We start from the raw sequence: 12,534 nt of genomic DNA, 5'->3' as shown, positions 1-12,534 counted from the left end.
CGCGCCGCCGGGCCGTCGAAGGGCCCGGCGGGCGGCCGCCCGGCCGCTCAGCCCAGTGGCCGCCCGTACGCCCGGAGCGTGAGCAGCGCCTCCAGGGTCACCAGCGGGCGGCCCTCCACCTCCGTACCGGGCGCCCACAGGCGCCAGTTGACGGGCCAGCCGCCGTCCTCCCCCTGGAGCGCGACGAGGTGGTCCAGGGCCCGGTCCATCTCCTGGTCGGTGAACCAGCCGCGGGCCAGCGAATCGGGAGCGGCGGCGAAGTCGTACGCGAAGTGGTGCTCCCCGGGGGCGTACCCCTCCGCCACCGGGACGTCGGCCGCCCGCTCCGGATCCAGCACGACCAGGTCCTGCTCCCGTACCAGCCGGCCCAGTCGCCGGGCCGCCGCGGCCGCCCGCGGCCGGTCCGGGGCGCCGTCCAGGAACGCCACCGCCGCCGCGACCTCGTAGGGATGGGTCTTCTCCAGGGACTCCACGGTCGCCCAGCAGTAGTCGGTGGCCCGGAACAGCCAGGCGTGCCACACCTGATTGCGGTGCAGCAGCCCCACCACCGGGCCGGTCGCCAGCAGCGAGCTCGGCGGGTCGTCCACCACGGGAATCCACGGCGCGGCCGGATAGCCGCGCAACGAGGGGTGCACCGCCGGCAGCGCCCCCTCGGGCGTGGAGATCCGCGTCAGGTAGCGGCAGATCCGCTCCACCCGGCGGCCGTCGCACCGCCCGATCCGGTTCAGGACCTTCAGCGCGTGCGCGGTGTGCAGCGGTTGGCTGACCGGGCCGCGCAGGTCGGGTTCCAGGGCGTGGCCGTAGCCGTCGTCGTCGTTGCGGTACGCGGTGAGCGCGGTCTCGACCGGATCCGCGCCGCCGCCGAGGAAGTGGTGCGCGAAGAGCCGCTGCTCCAGCACCCGGGCGGTCAGCCAGACGAAGCGCTCGGCACGCGCCAGAGGGGGCGCTGGGGGACTTACGTTTTCGGCCATGGCCCGACCGTAGGGGCGAAAGCCCGCGCCGGCACGGGCTCGCGGCCCGCTGCCCTCCGAGGGCGGGACCCTGGAGGCATCCGGTTGACGATCTCCGCCGTGGGCGCGGGGCGTCTCCAGGGGCGGGACGGGGATTGCGGGTTCGCGGTGCGCGTGCTGCAATGCCGCGCGTGATGGGTCAACTCCCGCTGCACCGGCGCCTCTTCCTGGACCTCGCGCGGCTCGCCTCCGCGGCGTGTCGTCCGGCGGGGCGCTGACCCCGTCCCGCGCGCCCCGTGCGCACGCCGCCGTCCCGGGCGTCAGCCGCGCCCGACGGCAGCCCGCCAGCGGACTGCCCCGTCCACGTCACCCGCGCGGGACCGGCCGCCCCGGATACCCGCGGTGCGCGCGCCGGTCCCACCGGACAGAGCGTCAACCCGCCGTCCCGGTAGACCGGTTGACGAGGCACCCGTCCCGCACCGTCGCCGCCGCCGAGCGGCCAGCGGATGCGCCGTCCCGCCCGCGCCCCGCGCGCCGACCCCGGTGCGCGCGCCCTCCCGTTCCCCGATCCTGGAGCCGATCCGTGCCCACTCGCAGCAAGAAGACCCGCACTCTGGCGCTCGTCGCCGCGCTGGCCGCCGTCCTCGGTACGGCCGGGCCCGCGCGGGCCGCGGCCCCGCCCGCCAACCCCCACCTCGCCGCGGGCGGGGCGGGGGCCATGCACGGCGACACCGCCTCGTCGGATACCACGCCCCGACCGGGCCCGGGGACCGGCCGGGTCGCCGCCCACCGCACGGCGCTGCAGTCCGCCTGCCCGACCGTGCTGGCCGGCTCGGACGGCTACCCGGTCGCCGTCTGCACCGGCATCTTCGACCGGGCGCCGCACGTCCATCTGCTGGACCCGGCCACCGGCGCCTCGCTGACCGAGCTCAAGCTCGCCAAGTCCGGCGTGCTGGGCGGCATATACAGCTATCTGGACGAGCGGGACCGGCTGGTCGTCGCCGACGGCTCCGGCGATCTGCTGCGGATCGCCCACGTCCGGACGGCGGGCGGCGGCTGGGAGTTGAAGGTCGTCGAGCGGACGCCGCTGACCGGCGCCGTCGCCGCGGGGGACAGCGTGGTCGGGCTCTCCCCGGACTGGCGGGGGCGGGTGTGGTTCGCGACCGCGCACGGCCTCGTCGGCACGGTGGACACCACGACGAAGGCGGTGCGCACGGCGGACCTCGGCGAAGCGGTGGCCAACTCCCTGTCCACCGCGCCCGAGGGCGCCGCGGTGGCCACCGACCACGCGCTGTACCTGCTGCGCGCGGGCGCGGACGGAACGCCCCGGGTGGTGTGGCGACGGGCGTACGACCGCGGGCCGGCCCGCAAGCCGGGGCAGCTCAGCCACGGGACGGGGGCCACTCCGACGTTCTTCGGGCCGCGCACCGGTTCGGAGTACCTCGCGATCACCGACAACGCCGCGCCCCAGGAGAACCTGATCGTGGTGGCCACCAAGGACAACCGCACGGTGTGCCGGATCCCGGTCCTCGACCCCAACGGGAGCGGCACCGAGAACTCGCCCGTCGGGGCCGGCAACAGCGTGTACGTGGCGAGCACCTACGGCTATCCGTACCCGGCGGTGCCGGACGGCGCGGGGCCCGCCGAGCCCGCGAGCGCGCCGTTCGGCGGCGGGCTGACCCGGGTCGACCTCGACCGGGACGGCAGCGGCTGCACCGTCCGCTGGGACGCCCGGATCCGCTCGGCGGCGGTGCCCAAGCTGTCCGTCGCGGACGGCATGCTCTACACGGTGGAGCGCACCGGAGTCCTGGACCCGGCCCGGACCGGCATCCTGGACCGCTACGACTTCCTGGCGGTGGACGCGGAGACCGGCCGGGTGGCGAACCGCAGCCGCCTGGGGACCGGCTTCCTCTTCGACACGCTCCAGATGGCGGGCAACGCCACGCCCGGAAGGGTGTGGTGGCAGGGCACCGTCACCGGGGTGGTGCGGATCGCGCCCCAGTAGCCGGACGCCGTCGGCGCCCGGCCGTCCGTCAGGGGACGCGGCCGGGCGCCGAGGGGGTCATGCCGTGCGACGGGGCATCAGTACTCGTCGCCCTCGTAGTAGTTGTTGACGACCACCTCGGGCTCGTCGTCGGAGAACGCCTCGTTCAGCAGCGCGCCGCCGACCAGGCCGGCGGCACCGGCGCCGATCAGCGCGCCGGTGCCGAAGCGCCGGCCGCCGCCCTGGTGCTGCTCCGGCTGCTGCGGGTAGCCCTGCTGGGGGTAGCCCGGCTGCGCCTGCTGCGGGTAGCCCTGCTGGACGGGCTGCGGGTAGCCGGCCTGGGCCGGGGTGTAGAACGGCGGCGTGGTGGTCTGCACCCGCTGCGCGCATCCGCCGCAGGTCTGGACCTGGCGTGGCACGCCCCACTGCGGGGACCACATCACGGGCGTCATTCCGGGGCCGTGGCTGGGGTCGAAGAAGCAGGTCATGTCGGAACTTCCTGTCGGTTGCGGTGATGTGGCGGGGGTGGAGCCCGCTCCGGACGGCGCCACTCCGGCGGCGGCGGCCACGGCCACGGACGTCGCCGTGGGCGTGGGCGCCGCCGGCGGGGCTGCGGGGGCTGTGGGGGCGGCGGCCGGCTCCGGGCGCAGCACCTCGACGCCGTAGTCCTGCGCGATCCCGGCGAGCCCGGAGGCGTAGCCCTGGCCGATCGCGCGGAACTTCCAGTCCGTGCCGTGGCGGTACAACTCGCCGAAGACCATGGCGGTCTCGGTGGCGGCCTGGCCGGAGAGGTCGAAACGGGCCAGCTCGGCGCCGCCGGTCTGATCGACCACGCGGATGTAGGCGCTGCTCAGCTGGCCGAAATTCTGCCGGCGCTGCTCGGCCTCGTAGATCGAGACCGGGAAGACGATCTTTGCGACCTCGGGCGGGACCGCGCCGAGGTCCACCTCGATCTGTTCCTTGTCCTCGCCGGTGGGGCGGCTGCCGGAGTGCCGCACCGCGCCGTCGGGGCTGGTGAGGTTGTTGAAGAACACGAAGTGCTGGTCGGAGAGGACCTTCCCGGACTCGCCGCACAGCAGCGCGCTGGCGTCCAGGTCGTGGCCGGTCCCGGTGGTGGTTCCCACCTGCCAGCCCAGCCCCACCCTGACGGCGGTCAGACCCGGGGCCTGCTTGCTGAGCGACACATTGCCGCCCTTGGTCAGGGCCACGCCCATGAGCTTCCTCCATACGTTCCCGGCATCAGGCGTCCGTCGGCTACAACGCCAAGGAAATCGGCAAGGTTCCCTATCTTGCGCAATGCTTGAAGTATGCGACTGAGAAGTCGTCAGGACGGTCCCGCCACCGCGTCCTGACGCCTTTCTGTCGCGGTGCCGTCACCGCGCGACGGTCCGGTCACCGTGCGACGGCCCGCCCGGCCTGCGCCCAGTTCGCGTGCAGCCGGTCCAGGTAGGACCGGGCCTGGGCGCCCGGCGCGGTGCCGTGGGCGAAGGCGAGCATGTTGCCGGCGCCGGCGTTGTAGCCCAGCGCCAGCAGGTCGTCGCGGGAGTAGCCGGCCGGTCGTTGCGCGGGCAGTCGGCGGTCCAGGTCGTGCAGGTACCAGGCGGCCGCCTCGACGGCGAGTTTCCGGTCGTCGGGCAACTCCTCCCACTTCCGGTCGGCGAAGTCCCGGCCGCGTTTGACCTCGTCGAAGGCGGCCCGGTGCATGTTGGCGATGCCGAACGCGGCATCGGGCTTGTAGCGCTGCCAGGCCCGCTCCAGCGCCGGATCGTGCGGCTTGTACGCCTCGTTGTAGAGGATCGCCATCAGCAGGTGGGGGTGGACGCCGGCCGCCGCCGCGTACGTGCGCACCGCTGCGGCGCAGTCGGCCGGGTCGTACGCCCCGTCGGGCCGGGGGGCCGCGGGGTCGCCGCCGGGCGTCGCGGAGGGGGTGACGTCCGGTGCGGTGGACGTCGTGCCGGCCGGTCGGGGCGCGGCGTCGGGGGCGGGGCCGTGGCCCGTGTGCACCAGTGCCCAGACCGCCACGGCGGCGCCGGGCAGCACCCACCAACGCCACCGCGCCCGGGCTGTCGCCATGTCCCGCTCCCTCCGGAAGCCGCCGCTCCGGCGTCGGACGGACCGTCCCGCCCGACCCGCCGGCCGACGCGCCGCTCAGCCGACGTTGACCCCGAAGTCCTGGGCGATGCCGCGCAGTCCCGAGGCGTAGCCCTGGCCGATGGCCCGGAACTTCCACTCCGCGCCGTGCCGGTAGACCTCGCCGAAGACCATGGCGGTCTCGGTGGAGGCGTCCTCCGTGAGGTCGTAGCGGGCGATCTCCCGGCCGTCGGCCTGATTGACCACGCGGATGAACGCGTCGCGGACCTGGCCGAAGCTCTGGCCGCGCTGCTCGGCCTCGTAGATGGAGACCGGGAAGACGATTTTGGCGACCTGTGCGGGGACGGTGGCCAGGTCGACCTGGATCTGTTCGTCGTCGCCGTGGCTACCGCCGGTGAGGTTGTCCCCGGAGTGCACCACGGAACCGTCCGGGCTGGTGAGGTTGTTGAAGAACACGAAGTGCTGGTCGGAGACGACCTTGCCGGACTGTGCGCACAGCAGCGCGGAGGCGTCCAGGTCGTAGTCGGCGCCGGTGGTGGTGCGGACGGCCCAGCCCAGCCCGATGGTCACCGCGCTGAGGCCGGGGGCCTCCTTGCTGAGCGAGACGTTGCCGCCCTTGGCCAGGGTCACACCCATGAAAAACCCTCCAGCGTTCCTTGGAGCCGGTCTGTGCTGTCGTCCTGGACAACGCGGGGAACCTCATCTTGGTTCCATGATTGCGCAATATCTAAAACGTCTGGGGCGTCGGGGAGCGTGGACGGGTCCGGGTCGGCCCTCAGCCGCCCAGGCGGCGGAGCCGGGGTTGCGCGGCGTGCGCGTCGCGGGCGGCGAGTTGGACGACGAGGGTGCGCATCACGGCGACGGTGTCGGGGTCGTCGACGAAGTAGACGACCCGGCGGCCCTCGCGGCGGGAGCGCACCAGTCCGGCGAGTTTGAGCTTGGACAGGTGCTGGCTGATCGCGGGCAGGGCGCCGCCGACCCGTTCGGCCAGTCCGCTGACGTCGCTCTCGCCCTGGGCCAGTGCCCAGACGATGTGCAGCCGTGGGGGAGAGGCCAGCAACCCGAACACCGCGGCCGCCTCGGCCAGTACCTCGGCGGACGGATCGGCCATCGCGGCCGTCTCCCGGCCCGCTCCCTCGATGCTCTTCACCACTGCGGCTCTCCCCGTTTCTCGCCCCGGTCGGCCCAGTCTAGGCGGCGCGCCCCCGGCCCGTACGGCCGCCGGTGCCGGCGGTGCCCCGGTGACGGGCGGGGAGTTCGGGGGCCACCGGGGTCACCGGTGGCCCGCCGGGCGTCAGTTGACGCAGGGGATGCCGCCCTCCTTGACGGAGTCGCCGGCGAAGGCGTCGGAGGGGACGGGCGAGGGGGCGCTGTCCTTCGTGCCGGGGTCGGCGGACTTCTCCGGGGTCGTCGCCCCGGTGGCGGGCGGGGCCGTGAAGTCGCCACCGAGGACGACCTGGACGTGTCCGGCGGGCACCGAGGCGGAGGAGACCGGCGCTGCGGTGCTCAGCCGGTCGCTGATCTGCCGGGCGGCCTCCTGCGCGCCGGCGCCGTAGAGGACGGTGGTGCGCTGCCGGGGGGCGGCGTTCTCGGTGCGGCCCGCGGTGTAGCCGAGCGCGGTCAGCGCCTTGAGCTCGTCTGCCGCGGCGCCCTTCTTCCCGGAGCCGTTGAGGACGTCGACGGTGGCCGGGGCGGCCTTCACGGACGCGGACGGCGACGGTGCCCCGTCGCCCGGCCGGTCCGAGGAACCGGGGTTCTCGCCGATCAGGGACTGCACGATGGACCGGATCTTGGGCACGTCCACGAGATTGACGGACTCGCGGTTGCGGGTGGCGAAGCCGGCGATGGGCAGGGTGTGGAACACCACGTTCCCGCCGGTCAGGTTGGTGGCCTGCTGGGCGAAGTCCAGCACGTCGAACTTGCTGTCGATGACCAGGTCCTTCTTCACCACGTCGAACAGCCCCTGCAGCTTGCCCAGGTCGGTGAAGACCCCCTGGCTCTTCAGCTTGTGGGTGACCGACGAGATGAACGCCTGCTGGCGGTGGGTGCGGTCCAGGTCACCGCCGTCGAGGCCGTGCCGCTGCCGCACGAACGCGAGCGCCTGCTTGGGGTTGAGCTGCTGGTGCCCCGCGCCGAAGTCGGCACCGGAGTACCGGTCCTTGACCGGGTGCTTCAGGCAGACCTCGATCGGCTGGAGCACCTTGGCGATGTCGTAGAAGCCCAGCAGGTTGACCTCGGCGAAGTGGTCGATCGGCACCTGGAGGAAGTTCTGCACCGTCGCCAGCGTCGCCTCCCGGCCGGCCTCCCGGCTCCGGCTCTCCAGGTCGGCGCCCTTGACCCCCTGGGCGGAGAACTTGTCGTGGGCGCCCGTATAGGCGTTGGCGTACGCCTCCTTGATCTTGAAGTGCCCCTGGGAGGTGCCGTCCCCGTTGAAGGTCTGCACATAGTCGTCGCGCGGGACGGAGAACGCGGTGACCTTCCCGCCGTCCGCCGGGATGTGCATCAGGATCAGGGTGTTGGTGTTGTAGTAGCCGATGTCGCTGGACCCGGCGTGCAGCTGGTCCTTGACGAACTCCCGCGGCAGGTCGTTGCCGTTCATGTCCTTGCGCGAATCCAGGCCGATCAGCAGCAGGTTGACCGAATTGTCCAGGTGCTTGGGTGCGCCCTTGCCGCCGATGGCGTTGAGCGCGTCGGAGGTGTTCAGCCCGCTGCTGACCCAGCTGTACGCCGCCCAGGACACCCCGCTGGCCAGGAGGACCAGCGCCGAGGAGAGGGCGAGCGCGGTCCGTCCGGCGACGACCAGGGGGGAGCGCCGCCGTCCGCCGCGCCCGTCGGCCGGCCGCCGGCGTGCGGCCCGCCCGCCGGTCCCCCCGGCCTCCCGGCCGTCCGGTCCGTACGGACTCCGCCCGTAGGGGCTGTGGTCGTCATGCACCGCTGTTCCTCCTGCTCCGCTTCCGGCCGCCGCGCCGGCCGGCCCGTATGCCCCGGACCGTCAGCACCACGATCAGCACCGCCTCGGCCGCCGCCATGGCCGGGAACCCGTCCACGGCCCAGCGCACCGCTGCCGTCGTCAGTCCCTTGCCCTGGACGGTGGTGGTGCCCGCCACCTGCTCGCACGCCACGGTGACGACCGCCACCACCAGGGGCGGCGCGGATATCAGCCACCAGGCGCCGGCCCGGGTGCAGGTCCTGCCGGTCAGTGCCGCGCCGAGCGCCGCGGCCACCGCGAACGCCCAGCCCGGCCGCCCGCCGAGCGCCACGTCCACCGCGGCACCCGCAGCCGTCACCGCCAGCGCCACCACGGCGGCCCGGAGCGCCGGGCGCCCGCGCCCCGCCCGGTCCGCCCGTGCACCGGCCCGCCCGGGGGCCGGCCCGATGCCGGCCGCTCCCGGGTGCCGGTCCCCGCGGCGGCGCGGGCCCGGGACCCGGCGTGAGACCTGTGCCGGGTCCCGGGCCAGGTCGTCGTACCCGTTCGGGGCTTCGGTGCGCTGACCTGTCATTCGCATCCTTCGGACGGCTGGACCGGCGAGGCGGTCGCGGGGGCATGCCGCGGGGCGGCAAGGGGTGGTTCCGGCCGAGAAGACGACGATTGCGCCGAGCCGGTTTCACATTTGACTGCTCGATTGCGCAATCTAGCAAGTGTGAGAGGGGTGATCGGACCGGTCACCCGGGCCACGCCGCGACAAACCGGGGCGGGCGCGACCCGGCCGCGGCGGGGCGGCGGCGCCGGCCACGGCACCGGGAGTCCCCGGCCCCCGTCGATCTTCGCTGGCCTTTCATCCGGCCGCGGCGGTATGAAGGGGGCTGGGCCCGGATGCCCTCCCGGGCACTCGCGTGGGGAGGCGGGAAACCGGGGAACGTGCAGGCCGGAGTGGGTACGAGGCGGGATTCATGCGGTTGACGGTGTTCTGGGAGCGGATGGCGGACCACTTCGGTGCGGGCTACGCCGACTCGTTCGCGCGCGATCACGTGATGGCGGAGCTCGGCGGTCGCACCATCCACGAGGCGCTGGCGGCGGGATGGAGCGCCAAGGAGGTCTGGCGGGTGGTCTGCGCGGTGATGGACGTGCCGCAGAGCAAGCGCTGAGCGGGCCGCGACCGGGTGTCGGTGCGGTAGGCGACACTTGGCAGCGTGTCCGTGACAGATGAGACCAGCAGCCACGACGGCCCCCGCCCCGACGACCCGCCGCAGGACCGGTCCGGCGACCGGCGCGAGGCGAGGATGCCGCGCTGGCTGCCGCGCGCCATGGTGCTCGCCCTCGCGCTGGTGGCCTGCTTCCAGCTCGCCACCTGGGGCTTCCACCAGCTGATCGGCCTGCTGCTGAACGTCCTCATCGCGTTCTTCCTGGCGCTGGCCATCGAGCCGGCCGTCGACTGGATGGCCGGTCGGGGCATGCGCCGCGGGCTCGCCACGGGCCTGGTGTTCCTCGCGATCGTCGTCGCCACGGTCGGCTTCTTCGCGCTGCTGGGGTCCATGCTGGCCGGCCAGATCGCCACCATGGTCGAGGAGTTCCCGCAGTACCTGGACTCCGTCATCAGCTGGATCAACAGCACCTTCCACACCCACCTCTCCCGGGTTCAGGTGCAGAACAACCTGCTGAACTCCGACTGGCTGCAGAAGTACGTCCAGGACAGCGCCAACAACGTCCTGGCGGTCTCCGCGCAGGTGCTGGGCGGGCTGTTCAACCTCCTCACGATCGCGCTGTTCTCGTTCTACTTCGCCGCCGACGGCCCCCGGCTGCGGCGGGCGCTGTGCTCGGTGCTGCCGCCCCGGCGTCAGGCCGAGGTGCTGCGCGCCTGGGAGATCGCGGTCGCCAAGACCGGCGGATACCTCTACTCCCGCGGGCTGATGGCGCTGATATCGGGCATCGCGCACTACGTCCTGCTGGAGATCCTGGGTGTGCCCTACGCCCCGGCGCTCGGCATGTGGGTCGGCCTGATCTCGCAGTTCATCCCGACGATCGGCACGTACATGGCGGGTGCGCTGCCCATCCTGATCGCGTTCACCGTCGACCCCTGGTACGCGCTGTGGGTCTTCGGCTTCGTCGTGGTCTACCAGCAGTTCGAGAACTACCTGCTCCAGCCCCGGATCACCGCCAAGACCGTGGACATCCACCCCGCGGTCGCCTTCGGATCGGTGATCGCCGGCACGGCGCTGATGGGCGCGGTCGGCGCGCTGATCGCGATCCCGGCCACCGCGACGCTCCAGGCGTTCCTGGGCGCGTACGTCAAGCGGTACGAGGTCACCCCGGACCCCCGGGTCCGCCGCTGGTCGCGGCGGCGCGGCGCGGCGCCGGAGGGCGCTGGGGACGCCGGGACGACCGGCCCGGACCCGGTCCCGGTTCCCGTCCGGGGCGGCGGGCCGGGCGCGGCGCGGCGGGACGCGGAGTGACTCCGGCGCCGCGGCGGTGCGGCGAGCGGCGCGCTTGACACCAAAATCGAACATCCATTCTTATGGGGAATCCGGCCGCCTGACGCGGCTCCGGCCCAGGGGAATCCAGGGCCGTCCGCGGAGTTATCCACAGGCCGGAGCCGGGGTCCGGGCGCATTGTCAGTGGCAGGGGTTAGCGTCATGGACGTGAAGCGATCGACTCAAGCAAACCGGGTGGAACCCATGGCAGGCACCGACCGCGAGAAGGCGCTGGACGCCGCGCTCGCACAGATTGAACGGCAATTCGGCAAGGGCGCGGTCATGCGCATGGGCGAGCGGTCGAAGGAGCCCATCGAGATCATCCCGACCGGCTCGACCGCCCTCGACGTCGCCCTCGGCGTCGGCGGCCTGCCCCGCGGCCGGGTCGTGGAGATCTACGGACCGGAGTCCTCCGGTAAGACCACCCTGACCCTGCACGCGGTGGCGAACGCACAGAAGGCCGGCGGTCAGGTCGCGTTCGTGGACGCCGAGCACGCCCTCGACCCCGAGTACGCGCAGAAGCTCGGCGTCGACATCGACAACCTCATCCTGTCCCAGCCGGACAACGGCGAGCAGGCCCTGGAGATCGTCGACATGCTGGTCCGCTCCGGGGCCCTGGACCTCATCGTGATCGACTCGGTCGCCGCCCTGGTGCCGCGGGCCGAGATCGAGGGCGAGATGGGCGACTCGCACGTCGGCCTCCAGGCCCGTCTGATGAGCCAGGCCCTGCGCAAGATCACCAGCGCGCTCAACCAGTCCAAGACCACCGCGATCTTCATCAACCAGCTCCGCGAGAAGATCGGCGTGATGTTCGGCTCTCCGGAGACCACGACCGGTGGCCGCGCGCTGAAGTTCTACGCCTCCGTCCGGATCGACATCCGCCGGATCGAGACCCTGAAGGACGGCACCGAGGCGGTCGGCAACCGCACCCGCTGCAAGGTCGTCAAGAACAAGGTCGCGCCGCCCTTCAAGCAGGCCGAGTTCGACATCCTCTACGGCCAGGGCATCAGCCGCGAGGGCGGCCTGATCGACATGGGCGTCGAGCACGGCTTCATCCGCAAGTCCGGCGCCTGGTACACCTACGAGGGCGACCAGCTCGGCCAGGGCAAGGAGAACGCCCGCAACTTCCTCAAGGACAACCCCGATCTCGCCAACGAGGTCGAGAAGAAGATCAAGGAGAAGCTGGGCATCGGCGTGAGGTCGGCGGACGCCGCGGCGGAGCCCGGCGCGGACGCCGCCGGCCCGGCGGCGGAGGCGCCGGCCAAGGCCGCGCCGGCGGCGGCCGCCAAGACCGCCAAGGGCACCAAGGCCGCGGCGACCAAGAGCTGACCCGCCATGACACGGCGAACGGAATGGCCCGACAGCGCCGGCTACGGCGCTGTCGGCGACGCCGAGAACCGTAGTGGCCGCGCGGGCGGCGCCGCTCCCGAAGGTGGCGCCGCAGCCGAGGACGGCGGTGGTCCCCTCCCGTCGAGGGCCGGGTCGGGACCGCCGCGTACGCCCGAGGAGCAGGCGCGGGCGATCTGCCTGCGCCTGCTCACCGGGAGTCCGCGGACCCGTCGGCAGCTCGCCGACGCCCTACGGGAGCGGGGCATCCCCGAGGAGGCCGCGGAGGAGGTGCTCGCCCGCTTCGAGGACGTCGGGCTGATCGACGACGCGGCGTTCGCCGGCGCCTGGGTGGAGTCCCGGCACCACGGCCGGGGCCTGGCCCGCCGTGCCCTGGCCCGGGAGCTCCGTACCAAGGGGGTGGACTCCGCCCTGATCGACGAGGCCGTCGGCCGCCTCGACCCGGAGCAGGAGGAGACCACCGCCCGCGCGTTGGTCGACCGCAAGCTGCGGGCGACCCGCGGCCTGGACCGCGACAAGCGGCTGCGCCGGCTGGCCGGCATGCTGGCCCGCAAGGGCTATCCGGAGGGTCTCGCCCTCCGCGTCGTCCGCCGGGCCCTGGAGGAGGAGGAGGGCGAGGACCCGGAGATGCTGGACCACCACCTGCCGGACGCCTGAAGCGTCCCGGCCGGTGGCTTCCCGGTCGCCCTGCGCCCTCGAACTCCCGGCCCCTGCACGGGCCTTGGCGTCACGCTCCCGCCCACCCTCCGGGCG

General features: G+C 73.4%; 11 protein-coding genes and 1 pseudogene. 5 read left to right on the top strand and 7 right to left on the bottom strand.

What is annotated here, in order from left to right:
* Nucleotides 1-47: 47 nt before the first annotated feature.
* Nucleotides 48-971, bottom strand: coding sequence for a hypothetical protein (locus MOV08_RS12775; protein WP_275307543.1), 924 nt, complete (start codon nucleotides 969-971; stop codon nucleotides 48-50).
* Between the two features lie 562 nt (nucleotides 972-1,533).
* Here MOV08_RS12775 and MOV08_RS12770 point away from each other — a divergent pair.
* Nucleotides 1,534-2,955 carry a hypothetical protein gene (locus MOV08_RS12770; RefSeq protein ID WP_275307542.1) on the top strand — a complete coding sequence of 474 codons (1,422 nt, stop codon included), beginning with the start codon at nucleotides 1,534-1,536 and terminating at the stop codon, nucleotides 2,953-2,955.
* 629 nt (nucleotides 2,956-3,584) lie between these two features.
* Here the strand turns inward: MOV08_RS12770 and MOV08_RS43825 are convergent.
* The 6 genes and pseudogenes from MOV08_RS43825 to MOV08_RS12740 all read right to left on the bottom strand — a co-directional run.
* Nucleotides 3,585-4,148 (bottom strand): annotated as a pseudogene (locus MOV08_RS43825) (TerD family protein); the annotation flags it as partial.
* Nucleotides 4,149-4,326: 178 nt separating this feature from the next.
* On the bottom strand, nucleotides 4,327-5,007 hold the full coding sequence (locus MOV08_RS12760; RefSeq protein ID WP_275307540.1) for a lytic transglycosylase domain-containing protein: 681 nt from the start codon (nucleotides 5,005-5,007) through the stop codon (nucleotides 4,327-4,329).
* 75 nt (nucleotides 5,008-5,082) lie between these two features.
* A complete protein-coding gene (locus MOV08_RS12755; protein ID WP_039632170.1) occupies nucleotides 5,083-5,661 on the bottom strand; it encodes a TerD family protein in 579 nt (192 codons plus the stop codon).
* A 139-nt stretch (nucleotides 5,662-5,800) separates the two neighbouring features.
* A complete protein-coding gene (locus tag MOV08_RS12750) occupies nucleotides 5,801-6,136 on the bottom strand; it encodes an ArsR/SmtB family transcription factor (RefSeq protein ID WP_039640739.1) in 336 nt (111 codons plus the stop codon).
* A gap of 183 nt (nucleotides 6,137-6,319) precedes the next feature.
* The gene (locus MOV08_RS12745; RefSeq protein ID WP_275307539.1) at nucleotides 6,320-7,957 is read right to left on the bottom strand and encodes an LCP family protein; all 1,638 of its coding nucleotides are present in this window, start codon (nucleotides 7,955-7,957) and stop codon (nucleotides 6,320-6,322) included.
* Nucleotides 7,950-8,525, bottom strand: a complete 576-nt coding sequence (locus MOV08_RS12740) for a DUF6542 domain-containing protein (protein ID WP_039632168.1) — start codon at nucleotides 8,523-8,525, stop codon at nucleotides 7,950-7,952. Before MOV08_RS12740 ends, MOV08_RS12745 begins: the two co-directional genes overlap by 8 nt.
* A 391-nt stretch (nucleotides 8,526-8,916) precedes the next feature.
* Between MOV08_RS12740 and MOV08_RS12735 the strand changes: the two genes are divergently transcribed.
* From MOV08_RS12735 to recX, 4 genes are all read left to right on the top strand, one after another.
* Nucleotides 8,917-9,111, top strand: a complete 195-nt coding sequence (locus tag MOV08_RS12735) for a DUF3046 domain-containing protein (protein ID WP_039632166.1) — start codon at nucleotides 8,917-8,919, stop codon at nucleotides 9,109-9,111.
* Nucleotides 9,112-9,246: 135 nt separating this feature from the next.
* Nucleotides 9,247-10,416, top strand: a complete 1,170-nt coding sequence (locus MOV08_RS12730; protein WP_338057391.1) for an AI-2E family transporter — start codon at nucleotides 9,247-9,249, stop codon at nucleotides 10,414-10,416.
* A gap of 222 nt (nucleotides 10,417-10,638) precedes the next feature.
* Nucleotides 10,639-11,763, top strand: a complete 1,125-nt coding sequence (recA, locus tag MOV08_RS12725) for a recombinase RecA (protein ID WP_039632163.1) — start codon at nucleotides 10,639-10,641, stop codon at nucleotides 11,761-11,763.
* 6 nt (nucleotides 11,764-11,769) lie between these two features.
* The gene (recX, locus tag MOV08_RS12720) at nucleotides 11,770-12,438 is read left to right on the top strand and encodes a recombination regulator RecX (protein ID WP_275307537.1); all 669 of its coding nucleotides are present in this window, start codon (nucleotides 11,770-11,772) and stop codon (nucleotides 12,436-12,438) included.
* Nucleotides 12,439-12,534: the final 96 nt, after the last annotated feature.

The organism is Streptomyces yunnanensis (assembly GCF_029011865.1).
In the GTDB taxonomy this organism is placed as follows: domain Bacteria; phylum Actinomycetota; class Actinomycetes; order Streptomycetales; family Streptomycetaceae; genus Streptomyces; species Streptomyces yunnanensis.
The sequence above is the reverse complement of the archived record's forward strand: the minus strand, read 5'-3'. Positions and strand labels throughout refer to the sequence as shown.